The organism is uncultured Pelagimonas sp. (assembly GCF_947498515.1).
Taxonomy (GTDB): Bacteria; Pseudomonadota; Alphaproteobacteria; order Rhodobacterales; family Rhodobacteraceae; genus Pelagimonas.
Genome location: NZ_CANMKO010000003.1, coordinates 345,592 through 363,162, shown reverse-complemented (window position 1 = coordinate 363,162; position 17,571 = coordinate 345,592). Strand labels below are relative to the sequence as shown.

Below are 17,571 nucleotides of genomic sequence, written 5' to 3'. Positions count from 1 at the left end.
TGAGGGCAGAAAATGAAAAAGCCGCATGGTTGTCCCATGCGGCTCTTTTCTTGTGGACGTCGCTCCGCAACTCCGGTGGTTAGGGCTTATTCCTATTTCAAAGCTCAGACATAAAGCGATAGAGCCAACCATCCAGCGCATTCTGCGGCCAATTGTACGGCCCCCAACACATCACCGGTTTGGCCGCCGATGAGACGTTTGGCTTGAAATCCCAAGGCAAGCGACGCCAGTGCCATCGCAAATAGCACCGCAATTGCAGCCGATCCCAATGGGATGACCGACAAAATCATCACCAACAAACCAACCCAAATCCGCCAACCACCGGTTTCCGAGGCGTTGAAACCCATGCCGTCCGCACGCGCCGGTGGTAGATACTCCTGAACGGCAAGCATGAAAAACCGGCTGCTGACCGCGATGGCCAACAGGGGCCACACCACGGCCCCCGATGCGAAAACCGCAAACATCGCCTGCGCCTTGAGGGCCAATGTCAGACCCAAAGCCAAAACACCGTAAGAGCCGATCCGACTGTCACGCATGATTTCTAGACGCCGTGCCTTGGTTTGCCCGCCGCCAAACCCGTCTGCCAAATCTGCCATGCCGTCTTCGTGTAGACCCCCGGTTAGCAACACCCCAAAAGCCACAACCAAAAGGACCATGATGCCATTGGAAAATCCCAAAAGCATCCCGAGATAAGCGACGAGACTCATTAAAACGCCAAGGGCCAACCCGACCATAGGATAGGCCCATCTGGCGTCAGGAAGCGTTGGAACTGGATCCTTCAGCGCGCCCATTGGCAAGCGGCTCAACAGCATTCCCGCCAGACGTAATTCTTTGATCCGGCGGGATAAAAAACTCATCCGCCCGAAACTCCGGCCTCTGCAAAGGTCGCCATGCCGTTGTGACATTCAAGCGCGCTGCGCAAGATTCCCAAGGCCAAGGCGGCACCAGACCCTTCGCCCAAACGCATATCAAAATCCAGAACGGGTTCTTTATCCATTGCGGCCAACAACTTCTGATGCCCCGGTTCGACGCTGCGGTGCCCTACGAGGCAATGATCCAGCAAATTTGGGGAGACAGCATACAAAGGTGCAGCCGCAGCGGTGCAGATATACCCATCAAGTATTACAGGAATACGCGCAGCGCGGGCGGCGACAATCGCACCGCAAATGGCAGCTTGTTCGCGCCCCCCCAAAGACGAGAGAATTTGCAGCCCTTGCGCGGTTTTATGAAGCTCGACTCCACGTTCAACCGCCGAAACCTTGCGGGCGACACCCTCATCATCTGAACCAGTACCGCGACCAACCCAGTCAATCGCCTCCCCGCCGAAAACCGCATTTGCCAAAGCCGCCGCGACTGTTGAGTTCCCGATACCCATCTCGCCCAAAATCAAGATTTTCGAGGTTTTATCAACTGCTTCCGCGCCGGTATTAAACGCTTTTAGCGTGTCGGATTCAACCATGGCGGCGGTTGTTGTGAAATCTTCGGTCGGGCGATCCAACTCAAGCGCGATGACCGACAAATCGGCCCCATTCGCGCGACAAAGCTGATTGATGGCTGCGCCGCCCGCTTTGAAATTCGCCACCATTTGAACGGTGACTTCTTGCGGAAACGGGTTGACCCCTTGGGCGCAAACCCCGTGATTTCCTGCGAAAACCAAGGCTTGTGCCCGGTCAATCACTGGTTTCTCGGCTCGCTGCCAACCGGCCATGAAAATCGCCAGCTCTTCTAGGCGACCCAAAGCTCCGGGCGGTTTGGTCAAACTGTCCTGACGGGTGCGCGCCGCCTCAGAAGCCGCATTATCAACCTGTGGCAAATCCGCCAGTTGGGTTTTCAGGGCGTCCAACGAGCTCAGTTCAAATTTCGATGTCATTCGGTTTCACCTTCATGGGATAGCCAGCCACGGCGAGATACAGCTCGTCGCAGGCCTCTGCAATGATCTGATTGACGCGGCCAGCTTCATCTCGAAACTTACGCGCCAATGCATTTTCCGGAACGATTCCCGCCCCAACTTCGTTTGTGACCAAAACAACCGGGGCCTTTTGCGATCGTATGATCTCTGCCAAAGCGTCGGCCTTTTGTGCACAGTTTTGGTCATGGTGCATCAGATTCGACACCCAAAGGGTCAAACAGTCGACCAAACGCGGCCCTTGACCGTCTGTGTCACCCAGCGCCCGCACCAAATCCAACGGCTCGCCAACGGTCCGCCACTCGGGGCCCCGGCGGTCCTGATGGGTTTTAATTCTTGCTTCCATTTCAGAATCAAACGCCTGCGCCGTGGCGATATAGATCGGCCCGGCTTGCAATTTCACCGCCAAACGTTCGGTTACACGCTCGGCAATGACGCTTTTTCCTGATCGGGCCCCGCCCGTTACCAGTATCGACTTGCTCATGGCGACATGAGAAAGCAGAAACAGGCCGCAAGCGAAAGAGGAATAACGACCGTGCAGATGGACGCAGCGACAGAACTCTTTTTCATCCGCCATGCCCCCGTCATTGGTGATGGGCGCATGTATGGGCGCCGCGACGTTGAGGCAGATTGTTCAAACGCCGCGGCTTTTGCCGCTTGCCACGCCAGATTGCCACGTTTCGACCACGTGTATTGCAGCCCAGCGTTGCGCTGTGTTCAAACTTTGAGTGCATTGTTTCCGGGTGTAAATCCAAGACTCGTCGATGCTCTTTGGGAACAGGATTTTGGTGCCTGGGAAGGTTTGCCATATGCGGAATTGCCTGATCTGGGAAAGTTGGACGGCGCTGAGTTGGCGGCTTTTGCTCCTGAAAATGGCGAAAGCTTTGACGATCTTTGCGCGCGGGTTCGGCCGGTTTTGAATTTTGCCAAACCGGGGCGCACATTAGTCATGGCCCATGCAGGAACCATCCGAGCGGCCTTGTCCGTTGCCTTGGGCGGCGTGCCCACCGCCTTGCGGTTTGACATCGCCAACCTGTCTGTGACCCGACTAACGCGCCTGTCTGAAGGCGTTTACAGCATCAATGAGGTCAATCGATGCACATAAAGACCTCTGTCGCCGGACATTTTGGTGAGCTGCTGCAGGGGCGACTCGGGCCGGATGGGCCTGTGGCGCTTGTCTCACTGCCCTGCCCTAAACTCACGCTGAATGCTTGGGCTTTTCATTCACCTACGCTTTCAGTTTACAGCCCCCAACGGGTTCTGCCGCTTACGACTGCTCGGCGTTTTTTAAACCGGATAGGTGCACCATTGATCCAGCGCTTTGTACTCCAAAGCCAAATGCCACCGGGTGGCGGGGCCGGTGCGTCTACCGCCAGTCTGGTTGCATTGTCTCGACTGTCAGGCTCGGATTTATCAGATATCGACCTTGCCCAAGCATGTTTGGCCATCGAAGGGGCCACAGACCCGTTAATGTTGCCCCGCCCGGAACAATTGCTTTGGTCTTCTCGACAGGCAGAGATCCTACACCACCTCCCTGCCCTTCCTCAGTTCGAAGTATTGGGCGGGTTTTACGGCCAGCGTTGCCGAACTAACCCAAAGGATCAGAACTTCGCGGATATATCCGATCTTGTCGAAGAGTGGCCAGTTGCGGCCAAGGCCAAAAACTTAGAAGCAATCGCAAAACTGTCGACATTGTCCGCCAAACGGAACTTGGCACTACGCGGAGAGCCACACGATCCAACGCTTCAGATTGCCAATGACATCAATGCCCTAGGCGTTGTTGTCGCCCATACAGGAGCCGCGCGCGGGTTTGTTTTTGCGCCCCGATCAGTTCCCCCCAAAGCAAGGGCAAGATTGATTCAGGCAGGGTTCTCTTCGCTCGTACACTTTAAGGCCGGAGGCCTTTGATGAGCTTTGCTTTTGCCATGGTTATCGCCCTTGGGTTGGACGCTTTGATTGGCTGGCCAACATGGTTGTTCAAACGCATTGGTCATCCTGTCACTTGGATCGGGGCATTGATTACCGTTTTGGAAAGCCAATGGAATGACGGATCGAAATTCAAGCGCTTTGCACTTGGCAGTCTGACAAGCATCGTCACTCTAGCCGCAACACTTCTTGCAACGTTTCTTCTAACCGTTTGGCTGCCCGAAACCTGGGTTGGAACAGTCCTAACAGGCGTCTTAGCTTGGCCGTTGATTGCCGCCCGCTCCATGTTTACCCATGTCCAAGACGTCGCCCGGCCGCTCACCTTGGGCGATTTGCCAAAGGCACGGTTTGCCGTGTCCATGATCGTTGGGCGTGACCCATCGCATTTGGACGAACCCGGAATCGCCCGCGCCGCCTTGGAGAGCCTCGCTGAAAACTGTTCTGACGGCATTGTCGCGCCGGTGTTCTGGGGTGCCTTGTTCGGATTGCCCGGCATTGCCGCCTACAAAGCCATCAACACCTTGGATTCGATGATTGGCCACCACAACGATCGGTATGAATTTTTTGGGAAATTTGCAGCGCGCCTTGATGACGTCGTGAATTTCTTGCCATCGCGCTTAACCGGGCTTTTGTTTGCCCTGACCTCGACCAAAACGCGTGCGGCGTTACGCTGTATCAGGCGTGATGCCCGTCATCACAGGTCGCCCAATGCAGGTTGGCCCGAAGCGGCCCTTGCCGGAGCTTTGGGCGTTCGGCTTTCGGGGCCCCGAGTGTATGGCACGACAAAAAGCGAGGAACCGTTCGTCAATGGCACCTGCCCCGACCCAAGTTCGCAGGATTTGGGGCATGGATTGCGGCTTTTTACCATTGCGTTGCTTGCATTGGCCTTGGGGCTTGCTCTATGGGCCTTGGTTTAGGGAGGATAGCCAATGCGCGATCATGGCGGCAATATTGATGGGGCGCGATCCTTGTTTGGAGGCGCGCCAGAAGACTGGATCGATTTGTCTACTGGGATCAACCGCGTTCCCTACCCTATACCGGCATTGTCTCCTGATGCGTGGCAAGCGCTTCCAACCCAAGCCGCCCTTGCCAGCCTCGTTGACGCAGCCAAACGAACCTATCGCTGTGAGACAAACATCCTACCCGTCGCTGGGGCGCAGGCCGCTATACAATTGATACCGCGCCTGTTTCAGATCGGACATGCACGTGTGTTGAGCCCAACTTATAATGAACACGCGGCGTGTTTGCTTGGTGCTGGCTGGACCGTTGAAGAGGTTGACACAGTTGATGGTTTGGTTGGGGCTGATCTGGCCATTTTGGTCAACCCAAACAACCCAGATGGGCGTGAAACGTCCCCGCAAAGACTAGTCGATCTGGCGCAAAAGGTGGGCCATTTGGTTGTCGACGAAAGCTTTGCCGATGCGCGCCCTGACCTTAGTGTTGTGCCGTTTATGACTGGGGTCGACAATCTGTTCGTGCTGCGCAGTTTCGGCAAGTTCTATGGCCTGGCCGGCCTACGGCTTGGCTTTGTTCTTGGATCTGCCGACAGCATTGCCACCTTATCTGCCATGTCCGGCCCCTGGCCCGTCTCCGGTGTTGCGATCGAAATTGGCCGAAAGGCGTTGCTCGATGACACATGGGCGCAAGATACCGTTGCGCGATTGCGCCAAGAAGTTTCGCAAATCGATAGAATGGCAACCGCCGCGGGTTGGACCGTTATCGGTGGGACGGAACTATTCCGGCTTTATGACACCCCAAATGCGCAAGACGCTCAGTCAAAACTGGCTCAAAACCACATATGGAGTCGCATTTTCCCATGGTCCCATGGCCTTATCCGACTTGGATTGCCCGGAACCGTGCAGGAATGGACCCGCTTGCGCGAGGCCATGTCATGAAATTTGAAACGGCACATAGCCAAACCCTGCGCGACTTACTGACATGGCGGCGAGACACTCGGCACTTCCGTCCAGACGCAGTTTCCCAAGATGCATTGCAAGAACTGCAATCCGCGATGGAACTGGCCCCATCGGTTGGAAATGCCCGTCCTTGGCGGGTCTTGTCGGTCACCTCACCCGAAAAACGCAGTCAGGTACGATCAGAGTTTCAACGCTGCAATGCCGTAGCTGAAACTCAGTATGACGATGAGGCCAAAGCTGAATACCGCAAACTAAAATTGGCGGGTTTGGACATCGCACCGGTGCAACTGGCCGTGTTTACAGATACCGCGCCCAACGAAGGCCGCGGATTGGGTCGCCGTTCTATGCCGCAGACATTGGAGCAATCGACGGCCATGGCGATTTTCAGCCTTTGGCTTATGGCACGCAGTCACAATTTGGGGGTCGGGATGGTTTCAATTCTTGATCCCAAGAAAATTGAGGCGATTTTTGACGCGCCAGACAACTGGCGCTTCAGCGCCTATTTATGCATTGGGCACCCAAGTTTTTTAGATGACACACCGTTGTTGCATAAGGTCGGTTGGCAAAAAAACACTGATACCGTTTGGGCCGAAGTCTAGCGCGCCGCCGCCAAAAGCCCGTCAACATCCAGATGTTGTTCCATATGGTCAGCTAACGCATCCAACGTTTGCTCCACGGTTTGGCTATAGCTTGTCGCGCCAGCTTGAACGCCAAGTGTTTGCAAAAATGCCGTCCGAAAGCTGTCGGAGCGAAACAACCCATGTAGATAGGTGCCAATGACTTTGCCGTTGGGTGACATTGCTCCCTCGGGTGCACCGCGGATTGTCGCAAAAGGCGAACCACAATCAGGACCATGGCTTCGTCCGATATGAATTTCGTACCCTTCAACCATGGCACCCGACGCAACATGTTCGGCCGTCACCTGAGTGAGTTGTTTGCGAGGTGTCATTTCGGTTTCAGTATCCAAAAGGCCAAGGCCTTTGTCGCTTCCCGGAAGCCCTTCAATCCCCTGCGGGTCGGAAATTCGGGCCCCAAGCATTTGATAACCGCCACAAATCCCCAAAACCTTGCCACCGCGCCTAACATGGGCCGCAAGGTCAATGTCCCAACCTTGTTTGCGAATAAACGAAAGGTCACCGCGTGTGGATTTGCTTCCTGGAATGATAACCAAATCGGTATCCCCCGGAATGGCTTCACCCGGAGAGAGCATTGTCAGATCGACTCCGGGTTCTTGCGCCAGTGGATCGAGATCATCAAAATTAGCGATCCGCGACAGACGCAGACACACAACCCGGAGGCCTTCGCCCTTCGCGCGTTTCGGAAGGTCCAAGGCGTCTTCGGCGGGTAGTTTATAGGCATCATTGAAAAACGGAAGCACACCGAAACCCGGCCATTCGCTGGTGGTCTCGATCATGGAGTACCCATCGTCAAATAGGCTAGGATCACCACGAAACTTATTGATCAAAAAGCCTTTTATTTGATCGGCGTCTTCGGCATCCAAAACGGTTTTTGTGCCAACAATCTGCGCAATCACACCACCCCGATCAATGTCGCCGGCAAGGATGACCGGCACATTTGCGGCCTGAGCAAAGCCCATATTGGCAATGTCGCCGGCGCGTAAATTGACCTCGGCCGGGCTACCAGCCCCTTCAACGAGCACAAGGTCATACTTGGACTTTAGCCTATTGAAGCTTTCCAAAACCGCGGCCAATAAAGTTGGCTTAAGCTTTGAGTATTCTCTAGCTTTACAGGTGGTTAGGCGCTTTCCTTGAACCACCACCTGAGCACCGACATCCGTTTCGGGCTTTAGCAAAACCGGGTTCATGTCTGTGTGTGGTTCAAGCCCACAGGCCAGAGCTTGCAAGGCTTGCGCTCGGCCAATTTCTCCACCATCCATCGTCACAGCCGCATTATTGGACATGTTTTGGGGTTTGAACGGCGCAACTGATAGACCACGTCGTCGGGCGGCCCGACACAGCCCCGCGACCAACATGGATTTCCCCACATTGGAACCGGCCCCCTGGATCATCAGGGCCTTGCTCATACGGCAACATCTTTCGGATCTAAAAACGCCTCAACCGCCGCCGAAGCAACAACAACTGTGTTGCCACTATCCGGGTTTGTCACGTCCAACCCACCTAGAACAGCTTTGACTGTGGCACTGCCACGCGGCAGGTTATCGGCCAGACTCTTACAATCCACCGAGTCAGGTTTTTGAACGCCAACAGTGACTTGCACGATCATCTTCGCGTGATCAACACCCAAGGTGTCAAACATGGGGATAGAAGAATGCCGGATAGCATCTTCGATCGCGCGGGCCGCGGCCTTGGTATAATCTTGCCCGTATTGGTCATTTCCGGTGCCCATTTCGATGATGAAACGTTGCATTTAACCCTCCATCTCAAAGCTAACAGAAATCGCAACGTTGGCCATGACGGTTGGGTTGCCACCATCGTTGCGTGGAATATCCAAACCACCCTGAACAACATGAACCGTGGGCTGGCCATAGGGAAACACGGCCTCTATTTGGCTCACATCAACAGCACTTGGATTGGCGACCCCAACTTCGACGTCAATCAACATGTCCCCTTTGGGGCGGCCAAAAAGCTCGGCCAAATTGATCGAGTTGTGCCACAGCGCGTTCTTGACGGCCCGGACCGACGCCTCGGTGTAATCTTGGCGGCGCAAAGATGTGCCCAAACCAAACTCCGTCAGCATTTTTTTCTTCATGTCTTTTTCCCTTTTAAGGAGCTGCGCCAGAATACAAATGCGGCGATGGCACAAATCGTGATTTCGACTTGAAACGTCCAATGCGCCATAAAGGACAATACCCAATGATCATGGGTTGCTGGCACCGTCACAAGCGACAGGGAGTGTTGAAAAAACGGCCAGCCCCATGCGATCGCTCCTGCGATTGTGTCCAGCATCATATGCAAGACGCCCCCCAACCCAACGCCGATGACAAAATGACGGCGCAACACAAGACCAGCCAGCAACACCGTCAGCCAAACGATCGGCCGGTGGGTGATGTACGTGTGGTGATGTACACTGCCATGATCAACAAAATGGAACCACAACATGTCCAAATCAGGTGCAAAGCTCCCAACCAAAACTCCGAGGAAAAGCGGCTTTGAACAACCAAGCCCCTGTAACCCTTTACCAAATAAATACCCAGCAGGCACATGACCAATCAACATGCACTTAAAACTCAACGCCTTTCTGGCCTTTGATGCCAGAGCGGAACGGGTGTTTGACCAAAGTCATCTCGGTCACCAAATCGGCGATTTCGATCAATTCATCTTTTGCATTGCGACCGGTTAGAACCACATGGGTCATCTCTGGCTTTTCATCCCGCAAAAAGGCAACGACCTCGTCGATATCAAGGTAATCATAGCGCAGCGCGATGTTGATTTCATCGAGCAGGACCATTTTAATTTCGGGATTGCGGATAAGCTCTTTGGCCTTTTCCCAGCCCTTTTTCGCCGCTGCAATATCGCGGGTTTTGTCTTGGGTTTCCCATGTAAACCCTTCGCCCATCGCATAAAACTGACAAAGCTCACTAAAGTTCGCCTCGATCAATGTGCGTTCACCAGTTTGCCATGCGCCTTTGATGAACTGAACCACTGCACAGGGCATGTCATGAGCTATGCAGCGTAGGATCATCCCAAAACCAGAGGAAGATTTCCCCTTGCCCGGCCCGGTGTGTACGATGATCAGACCCTTTTCGCCCTCTTTGCTGGCCATGATCTTGTCACGTGCGGCTTTCTTCTTGGCCATTTTCATTGCGTGGCGGTCGGTATCATCGCTCATCCGGGTTCTCCTGCTTGCGGCTCAGGGTCGGAGTTGAAACGCAGCCAGAACGTGCTGTCAATGGTCGCTCTGGATCGTCGCTCGTTTTTGCCGGGTACCACTAAAAATCGGGCGCGGAATGGGGGCGTCTATCCGTGGCCAAACTGTCACCAAGAACATCCCCCACGCCAAAACCCAGACCCAAAAGGAGATCATAACCGCGTCAGCGAGCCGGCAAAAAATCGCGATTTGCAGGAACAAAAATGCCGCAAACACCCCTGGTCCAGTTGTTAGACCAGCTTCAGTGCGACGCGCATGGGGACGTGCCATCACCGCCATTATCAAACTCGACAGTGCCCCCATTATAGGGGCGTGGGTTGTAGAAGAAAAACTTGGAGGAGAGAGGTCGAAAAGTTCTAAAACAACGGCCCAAAGTCCGATTGGAACCCAAAACACGCCAACGCAGGTCATTATGATCAACCCCTGCCCTTTGGCCCATTTCAGAGGCCAATTCGCACATTGGATTGTTAAACACATCGCGCCGATCAAAAAGACCAGACGCGCCATCACAACCCCATCCGCAAGTTCAAAAAATGCGACGATCAAAAGCAACGGAGCAAAAACCGCTATCCACGTCAGCCAGCGTTGATCTGGCTTAACTGTTTCGCCGTTTCGCTGTGCCTGTGATTGCAAAAACCCATAACCCATTCTGGTGCCGACGACGGTTAGCAACGAAACAAAAAGCCAAATCACCAAGAGAGGTTCTCCGAAATCAGGAGCACTCGACACCCCGGCAACACAGCCCGCGATCAATAAAAAGGCAATATAGGCCCAGATTTTGGCAACGGCCCCCATTAGGGCCTCGCTGATCAACACAGCTGCACAAGACCAAAACACAGCCGCATTCACGACCGCGACACACCAATCTGGTAGATAGCTTGCAAAATACATGGCAAGCCTTGCCGAAATCCATAAACCGGCCATCGCTTTGACAGGCCAACCCGTGACCGGTGCCCGCCCTGTCCAACTGCTGATCGCTGAGGGTAAATACCCAAGGAGAGCTGCGCTCCCTAACCCAATGACCATTTCGTGTATGTGCCAATTCATCGGATTGGGCACGCTCATAAGAGCAAACGGAACGACCCAAATTGTCACCGAAAAAATTGCCCAAATCGCCGTTAGCGGGAACATGATCCGATAAGATGCCCCCCAAATACCTGTTGCGGGCCAAATACGGTTTGACGTGTCGTTTTCTGCGTCCAAACTGCCCCCCTTGTCGCTTGACAATCGACTGCCCTCTGCCTCATGTGGCCTAACGTTGGTTCCTGTCGCAAGACAGGCGAAGAGGGAATGCGATAGATCAAAGTGATCCAAGCGCAGCCGCCCCCGCGACCGTGACCGGAGAGGTCGCCGCGCCACTGGTTTTGACCGGGAAGGTGGGCGAGCCGCCGGGGCAAATGCCCCGATATCCGCAAGCCGGGAGACCTGCCAACGATGTGAATTGCAACGGGCGAACGGGGTGTTTCGCGTCCGGCTTTGAGGGCGTTGCCTTCATGCTGGCCTTCCCCTTTTTGTCATATCAAAAGGACGCCATATGGCCGAGGTCACATTGACTGTTTGCACCACTTGTCGCGCAGGTGCCCCAACCGATGACACCGGCCCACGCGCTGGTGCCTTGCTTTTTGATGCACTAAACGCCGAAAATCTGCCTGAAAACGTCCAATTGCGCCCGGTCGAATGCCTGTCGGCCTGTTCACGGGGCTGTTCGATGGTGTTGTCAGGCGGCCCAGAACGATGGACCTATGTCTATGGCGACCTCAATGCGACCGAGCATGTAGAAGACATCGTCAAAGGCGCGGCCGCCTATGCCGCAACCCAAGACGGGATCGTGCCGTGGCGTGAACGCCCGGTTATTTTTCGCAAACAATCCGTAGCCCGCATTCCGCCGCAGGAGACTTCACATGACTGATCTGGCCAAAATCCCCGTTACCGTAATCACCGGTTTTCTAGGCGCGGGCAAAACCACGCTCATTCGCCACCTAATGATGAATCCCCAAGGCAAACGCCTCGCGGTTCTGGTCAATGAATTTGGCACCGCTGGTGTTGACGGTGATATCCTCAAAAGCTGCGCTGACGAAAACTGCCCTGAAAACAACATTGTGGAACTGGCCAACGGCTGCATTTGCTGCACTGTGGCCGATGATTTCATCCCCACGATCGAAGCGCTGATGGCTCTCCCCGAGAAGCCCGAGCACATTTTGATCGAAACCTCAGGTCTTGCGCTTCCAAAACCCTTGCTCAAGGCTTTTGAATGGCCAGCTATCAAATCTCGGATCACCGTGGATGGCGTAATTGCATTGGCCGATGCCGAAGCAGTAGCCGCCGGTCAATTCGCTCCCGATCTCGATGCGGTTCAAGCGCAACGGGATGCGGATGACTCGCTTGATCATGAAACGCCTCTGTCAGAGGTCTTTGAAGACCAGATTTCTTGCGCAGATATTGTTTTGTTGTCCAAAGCCGACTTGGCCGGTGAAAAAGGCATCGCCAAGGCGCGCGGTGTGATCGAAGCTGAGGCCCCTCGCAAACTTCCAATCATTCCGATGAGCGAAGGTGTGGTTGATCCGCGTGTTGTGCTTGGCCTTAACGCCGCAGCCGAAGATGACCTTGATAGCCGTCCTAGCCATCATGATGGGCATCATGACCACGAACATGATGATTTTGACAGCATCGTTGTCGATCTCGGCGAAATCGCCAACCCCGAGGCCCTTCAGGCCAACATTGAACGCCTTGCCAAAGAACAAAACATCCTTCGGGTCAAAGGTTATGTCGCTGTGCAAGGAAAGCCCATGCGGATGCTGGTTCAGGCCGTAGGTGCCCGGGTTCGTGCACAATTTGACCAACCCTGGGGCGCTCAGGAACGACGCACTCAACTTGTTGTTATTGCCGAACACGATGACATCAACGAAGCGGCCATTCGGCAAGTGTTGGAGGCCTAAACCGGCATGCACGTCGTCTTTCGCGAAAGCCACGGGTTAGAGGAAACCGATACGCCACAAGATCTCGGGCAGACGCCTGCAGATCTTGTGGTGCTATCGTTTTCCGACAGTGACCTTGGGGCTTTTGCGGCGGGATGGCACCGCGCGAAAGGCGGTTTACCTAGCTTGAGATTGGCCAACTTGGTGGCCCTGAAACACCCTTTGTCCGTGGATACTTACGTCGAACAAACGCTTGAAGGCGTCAAAGGGGTTTTGGTGCGTTTAATTGGCGGCGAAAGCTACTGGCCGTATGGCATCGCGACGCTTCAGGACATGGCGCGCCGCAAAGGTATTGCCTTGGCAGTACTCCCTGCGGATGGGCGTCACGATGCGCGTTTGGATGAGGTCTCCACGCTCCCCGTGTCAACTTTGCGAAGTCTGCAAAACCTATGCGACGCGGGTGGTGCAGTTGCTGCTCAGGCAGCTTTGGCTCAAATGGCGCTTGCTGCCGGCCTATATGCTGGCCCGGTGGCCGGTGAAAAAACAGTTCCGGATATGGGATTTTATCATCCAGAATCTGGCACAATCGCCGCTCCAACTTCTTTCTGCAAACCTTTGGTTCTGATTAGCTTTTATCGATCATACCTCACGGCCGCCGACACGTCGCCCATTGACGGTTTGATTGCTGCATTCGAAGCCCGTGGCTTTGACGCCATCGGCGTGTTTGCTCCAAGCCTGAAATCTCCCGGAGCGGCCGCTTGGCTACGCACTCAGGCGACTGAGTTACTTCCCGTTGCCATCGTCAACGCAACGGCCTTTTCCGCCCAAGGTGCCGACGGGGCCGCCTCGCCACTCAATGAAACAGGGTGTCCTGTGTTTCAGGTTGCCTTGTCGACCGCTCGCAAAAAGGATTGGGCGCTGGCGGATCGCGGGTTGTCTCCCGCCGATTTGGCCATGCATGTGGTTCTGCCCGAGGTGGACGGACGTATCTTTGCTGGTGTCGCCAGTTTCAAACAACCCGGCAAGCAAGACCCTGATCTTGAGTACTCACGCTTTGCCCATCGTGGCAATCAACCACGCATCGACGCAATCGCCGATAGGGTGGTCCGATGGCATGCTTTGCAAAACAAAACCGCCTCAGACAAAAATCTAGCTGTGGTCTTGTCGACCTATCCGGGGAAAACCCATCAACTGGCCCACGCTGTTGGGCTTGATGCCTTGGCATCCGCCAACGAAATCCTGACGACATTTCGCGATAAGGGCGTCAACACTGTCCGTCAGGAAAACCTTGGCAAACGCTTGGGGACCGAAACCCTCGCCTGGCCTGTTGCGGCCTATCACGAGGCCCTGGCCGCCTTGCCCGAAACGCTGCAACGGGATTTGCATGACGCATGGGGACCTGTCGAAAATGACCCTCTTTTTGACGCGGGCGACCTACGGTTTTCGGCAATTCGTGCAGGAAATACCCTAATTGCGCTCCAACCGGAACGTGGCGATATCGCGAGCCGTGTTGACGATTACCATGATTTGGAACGCACCCCCCGGCATTCCTATGTCGCGTTTTACCTTTGGATGCGCCAACAGGTGGACGCCCTAATTCACGTTGGTGCGCATGGCACCATAGAATGGCTTCCGGGCAAAGCTGTTGCTCTGTCGGATGAGTGTTGGCCCGAAGCGCTTATTCGGGACCTCCCGGTAATCTACCCCTTTATTGTCAATGATCCCGGAGAAGCCGCACAGGCCAAACGCCGGATTTCGGCAGTCACAATCGGGCATCTGCCACCACCAATGGCGCAGACAAAACTGCCCGAAGGCATGGGCCGTTTGGAAAGTCTTTTAGACGAATACTCGACCGCCGATGGCCTTGATCCAGCGCGGCGCGACCGTCTTGTCGCCGACATTCGGAGCGAGGCACAGGGTACAGGCGTTGAGGCCGACCTTGGTCTAACGGACAACACCAGCCCAGCCGAAGCCATTACCCGAATTGATGCCTTTGTGTGTGACATCAAAGAAAGCCAATATGGCGAGGGCTTGCACATCTTTGGAACCGGTGAGTGTGGCGACCAAGAAAAAGCGGGCCTCCTCAGAGCGTTGGAAGGCCGCCTTGTCAACCCGGGTCCCTCTGGCTCGCCTTATCGCGGTCGCTCGGATGTTCTTCCTACTGGACGCAATTTGTTCACCACAGATCCGCGCGCCGTGCCTTCTCGATCGGCGCATGCGCAGGGCGTCAAGCTTGCCGAAGAATTGTTGCGCCGCCATCTCCAAGATCACGGTGATTGGCCCAAAGGGCTTGTTATTGACCTTTGGGGGTCCGCCACCATGCGCACGGCTGGCGAAGAGTTCGCGATGGCATTGCATTTGGCCGGTTTGGCCCCGAAATGGGACGACGGATCAGAACGTGTCGGCGGATTTGAAGTGGTGCCTTTGGCTCTACTTAACCGCCCACGGATCGACATTACCTTGCGCGTTTCCGGCTTGTTTCGCGACGTTTTTCCCGGTTTGGCGCAAATATTCGAAACGGCTGCTGCGGCACTTGCTGAACGCGACGAAACTGAAACGGACAACCCATATTTGTCTAAACAACCCCGCGTGTTCGGGCCTCGACCCGGCCTCTATGGGCTGTCTATGGGCCAGAACCTAGATGTTTACACAGAAGAAGCACGCGTAGCTGCCGGAGAAGCATGGTTGAACGCATCTAGCCATGCAATTGATGCTAAAGGAAATATCACACCCGCGCGGGACGAACTTGAAGACCGAGTAAAAGCAGCCGACGCCTTTGTCCATCTTCAGGATTTGCCAGAAACAGATGTGTTGATGGCGTCGGACTATGCCGCGCATGAGGCCGGATTTGCCGCCGCCGTGGCCAGCCTTGGTGGGCAAAAGCCAGCACTCTATCATTTGGACGCCACTTCCCCCGACAAGCCAGTTGCCCGGGAATTGACCGAAGAAATCGCCCGCGTTACGCGTGCCCGTGCGGCCAACCCGGACTGGGTCACCTCGATGATGCGGCACGGGTTTCGTGGTGGTGCTGAGATCAGCGCGACCTTGGACCACATGGCTGCTTTTGCCCATTTGGCGCAGGTCGTGCCTGCGCATCTCTTTGACATGTATTTCGAAGAAACCTTGGGTCGCGAGGATCTAGTCGATTTTCTTGAACAAGAAAATCCTGGCGCCTTGCAGGCGATGCGTGATCGGTTCTTGGCTCTACAAGAGGCCGGACTTTGGGTAACTCGTCGCAATTCGATCATTGCGACGCTGGAGGAAAATCAATGAGCGCGCCCATAGTCAAAGGCTGGTGCCCGGGGGCCTTGCGCCCGATGATGTCGGGTGATGGCTTGGTGGTGCGTATCCGCCCGCCTTTGGGACGCTTGTCACAAAAACAAGCCGTAGGTATCGCCACTGCAGCTGAAACATTTGGCAATGGTTTAATAGACTTATCGAGCAGAGCTAACCTGCAAATCCGCGGCGTATCCGAAACAGATCACGCCGCTTTGGTCACGACTTTACAAGGCTTGGGCGTTGTCGACGGTGATCCTCAGATCGAAGCCCGCAGAAATGTAACTGTCACTCCCTTTTGGCAAGATGGTGACCCTATCCTTGGACTGGCACAATCGTTGCAGACGGCATTGGCTGACGACGACGCACCGCAAACTCCTGGAAAATTTGGCTATGCCATTGACTGTGGTCCCACCCCTGTTCTGACGCAAACTGCTGCTGACATTCGCATCGAACGTGACGCCAGCGGTAAGCTCATTGTCCGTCCCGACGGGGCCATGTTCGGGGCAGTTGTCACGGCCGAAACAGCCGTTCCAGTGGCATTGGATCTGGCGCGATGGTTCCTAAATACTGGCGGCGCATCAGGAAACCGAGGACGGATGGCCCGCCATATCGCCACCGGTGCCCTTTTGCCATCTCTTTTTGCACATCCAGTGACCTTACCAGACGCTTTCAAAGCTGATCCCGGACAAATCAATTTCGGTACAATGGTTGCCTTGGAATTTGGACAAATCTCAGCAAGTCAATTGGCTCGCCTCGCTGATCTAGGCCCATTGCGTATGACACCTTGGCGAATGATTTTGGTCGAAAATTGCACGGTTCCGATCAACATCGACGGAGTTCATACTTCCGCTGACACTCCTTGTTTGCGCGTATCGGCCTGTACCGGCGCACCAGGTTGCCCTCAGGCTTTGTCGCCTATTCGCGAAACTGCTCGGAAAATTGCCCCAAGCGTCGCAACCGATCAATCAGTCCACATCTCGGGATGCAGCAAAGGCTGTGCGCATCCCCAAAGCGCCGACATAACCCTAGTCGCAACCGGCACAAATACGTTCAATCTGATCCGAAATGGCCTTGCCTCGGACCAGCCCGACATCACTGGCCTGACACTGTCAGACCTGCCCGATCACATCAAAAATAGAGGCATCTAAATGCCCCATACCTATGAGAAAAATGGTGCAGCCATTTACAAGGAAAGCTTTGCAACCATTAGACGCGAAGCCGATCTGAACCGTTTCAACACCGACGAAGAACCTGTTGTTGTACGCATGATCCATGCGCTTGGCATGGTTGGTTTGGAACAGCATGTTCAGTTTTCGACTGGCATGGCGACTATCGCGCGCAAAGCGTTGCAAGACGGGGCTCCGGTTTTGTGCGACGTGCGCATGGTGTCCGAAGGCATCACCCGGCCACGGCTGCCCGCAAAGAACGAGGTTATTTGCACGCTTCAAGACCCACGTGTCGTTGATATGGCCAAGGAATTGGGCAACACCCGTTCTGCTGCGGCGTTGGAATTGTGGCGACCTCATCTTGACGGTGCTCTTGTCGCAATCGGAAATGCACCTACGGCTTTGTTTCATCTTTTGAACATGCTCGAAGATCCGAGCTGTCCGCGTCCTGCCGCCATTATTGGCTGTCCTGTCGGTTTTGTCGGTGCAGCAGAAAGCAAAGACGCGTTGATGGCAGACCTTCCTGTTCCGTCAATGATCTGTCAGGGGCGATTGGGCGGATCGGCCATCACGGTGGCCGCTGTCAACGCCTTGGCAAGTTGGAAGGAATGAAC

19 protein-coding genes and 1 riboswitch are annotated in these 17,571 nt (G+C 54.9%); of the genes, 10 read left to right on the top strand and 9 right to left on the bottom strand.

Annotation, left to right across the window (positions count from 1 at the left end; translation table 11 throughout):
* Positions 1-104: 104 nt before the first annotated feature.
* Genes Q1A43_RS08135 through cobU form a run of 3 tightly spaced genes read right to left on the bottom strand, consistent with a single transcriptional unit; the run spans position 105 to position 2,390 of the window.
* Entirely contained in the window at positions 105-857 is a 753-nt protein-coding gene (locus Q1A43_RS08135) for an adenosylcobinamide-GDP ribazoletransferase (protein WP_299934055.1), read from the bottom strand.
* Positions 854-1,870: a nicotinate-nucleotide--dimethylbenzimidazole phosphoribosyltransferase gene (gene cobT, locus Q1A43_RS08130; protein WP_299934053.1), complete on the bottom strand. Its 1,017-nt coding sequence runs from the start codon at positions 1,868-1,870 to the stop codon at positions 854-856. Before cobT ends, Q1A43_RS08135 begins: the two co-directional genes overlap by 4 nt.
* The gene (gene cobU, locus Q1A43_RS08125; RefSeq protein ID WP_299922158.1) at positions 1,854-2,390 is read right to left on the bottom strand and encodes a bifunctional adenosylcobinamide kinase/adenosylcobinamide-phosphate guanylyltransferase; all 537 of its coding nucleotides are present in this window, start codon (positions 2,388-2,390) and stop codon (positions 1,854-1,856) included. Before cobU ends, cobT begins: the two co-directional genes overlap by 17 nt.
* A 6-nt stretch (positions 2,391-2,396) precedes the next feature.
* Here cobU and Q1A43_RS08120 point away from each other — a divergent pair, with 6 nt between their 5' ends.
* From Q1A43_RS08120 to bluB, 5 genes are all read left to right on the top strand, one after another.
* Positions 2,397-3,011: a histidine phosphatase family protein gene (locus Q1A43_RS08120; protein ID WP_299934051.1), complete on the top strand. Its 615-nt coding sequence runs from the start codon at positions 2,397-2,399 to the stop codon at positions 3,009-3,011.
* Between the two features lie 203 nt (positions 3,012-3,214).
* Positions 3,215-3,814 (top strand): hypothetical protein, encoded by a 600-nt coding sequence (locus Q1A43_RS08115; RefSeq protein ID WP_299934049.1) that lies wholly within the window; start codon positions 3,215-3,217, stop codon positions 3,812-3,814.
* On the top strand, positions 3,814-4,749 hold the full coding sequence (cbiB, locus tag Q1A43_RS08110) for an adenosylcobinamide-phosphate synthase CbiB (RefSeq protein WP_299934047.1): 936 nt from the start codon (positions 3,814-3,816) through the stop codon (positions 4,747-4,749). The genes Q1A43_RS08115 and cbiB overlap by 1 nt, the downstream gene beginning before the upstream one ends.
* A 12-nt stretch (positions 4,750-4,761) precedes the next feature.
* A complete protein-coding gene (cobD, locus tag Q1A43_RS08105) occupies positions 4,762-5,727 on the top strand; it encodes a threonine-phosphate decarboxylase CobD (RefSeq protein WP_299934045.1) in 966 nt (321 codons plus the stop codon).
* Positions 5,724-6,347, top strand: a complete 624-nt coding sequence (gene bluB / locus Q1A43_RS08100; protein WP_299934043.1) for a 5,6-dimethylbenzimidazole synthase — start codon at positions 5,724-5,726, stop codon at positions 6,345-6,347. Before cobD ends, bluB begins: the two co-directional genes overlap by 4 nt.
* Here the strand turns inward: bluB and Q1A43_RS08095 are convergent.
* The 6 genes from Q1A43_RS08095 to Q1A43_RS08070 form a co-directional block, all read right to left on the bottom strand.
* Complete coding sequence (locus tag Q1A43_RS08095) at positions 6,344-7,792, bottom strand: cobyric acid synthase (protein WP_299934041.1); 1,449 nt, start codon at positions 7,790-7,792, stop codon at positions 6,344-6,346. The genes bluB and Q1A43_RS08095 overlap by 4 nt on opposite strands.
* Entirely contained in the window at positions 7,789-8,136 is a 348-nt protein-coding gene (locus tag Q1A43_RS08090) for a Lin0512 family protein (RefSeq protein ID WP_299934039.1), read from the bottom strand. Before Q1A43_RS08090 ends, Q1A43_RS08095 begins: the two co-directional genes overlap by 4 nt.
* Positions 8,137-8,478: a Lin0512 family protein gene (locus Q1A43_RS08085; RefSeq protein ID WP_299934037.1), complete on the bottom strand. Its 342-nt coding sequence runs from the start codon at positions 8,476-8,478 to the stop codon at positions 8,137-8,139.
* Positions 8,475-8,828: a metal-dependent hydrolase gene (locus tag Q1A43_RS08080; RefSeq protein WP_299934035.1), complete on the bottom strand. Its 354-nt coding sequence runs from the start codon at positions 8,826-8,828 to the stop codon at positions 8,475-8,477. Before Q1A43_RS08080 ends, Q1A43_RS08085 begins: the two co-directional genes overlap by 4 nt.
* Before the next feature lie 121 nt (positions 8,829-8,949).
* Entirely contained in the window at positions 8,950-9,558 is a 609-nt protein-coding gene (gene cobO / locus Q1A43_RS08075) for a cob(I)yrinic acid a,c-diamide adenosyltransferase (RefSeq protein ID WP_299934033.1), read from the bottom strand.
* A 57-nt stretch (positions 9,559-9,615) separates the two neighbouring features.
* On the bottom strand, positions 9,616-10,800 hold the full coding sequence (locus Q1A43_RS08070) for an NnrS family protein (protein WP_299934032.1): 1,185 nt from the start codon (positions 10,798-10,800) through the stop codon (positions 9,616-9,618).
* A gap of 39 nt (positions 10,801-10,839) precedes the next feature.
* Positions 10,840-11,045, top strand: a riboswitch (cobalamin riboswitch).
* 86 nt (positions 11,046-11,131) lie between these two features.
* Between Q1A43_RS08070 and Q1A43_RS08065 the strand changes: the two genes are divergently transcribed.
* Genes Q1A43_RS08065 through Q1A43_RS08045 form a run of 5 tightly spaced genes read left to right on the top strand, consistent with a single transcriptional unit; the run spans position 11,132 to position 17,569 of the window.
* Entirely contained in the window at positions 11,132-11,506 is a 375-nt protein-coding gene (locus Q1A43_RS08065; protein WP_299934030.1) for a DUF1636 domain-containing protein, read from the top strand.
* Positions 11,499-12,533 carry a cobalamin biosynthesis protein CobW gene (gene cobW / locus Q1A43_RS08060; protein WP_299922133.1) on the top strand — a complete coding sequence of 345 codons (1,035 nt, stop codon included), beginning with the start codon at positions 11,499-11,501 and terminating at the stop codon, positions 12,531-12,533. The genes Q1A43_RS08065 and cobW overlap by 8 nt, the downstream gene beginning before the upstream one ends.
* Before the next feature lie 6 nt (positions 12,534-12,539).
* Entirely contained in the window at positions 12,540-15,785 is a 3,246-nt protein-coding gene (gene cobN, locus Q1A43_RS08055) for a cobaltochelatase subunit CobN (protein WP_299934028.1), read from the top strand.
* Positions 15,782-16,939, top strand: coding sequence for a precorrin-3B synthase (gene cobG, locus Q1A43_RS08050; protein ID WP_299934026.1), 1,158 nt, complete (start codon positions 15,782-15,784; stop codon positions 16,937-16,939). Before cobN ends, cobG begins: the two co-directional genes overlap by 4 nt.
* A complete protein-coding gene (locus Q1A43_RS08045) occupies positions 16,940-17,569 on the top strand; it encodes a precorrin-8X methylmutase (RefSeq protein ID WP_299934024.1) in 630 nt (209 codons plus the stop codon).
* Positions 17,570-17,571 lie beyond the last annotated feature (2 nt).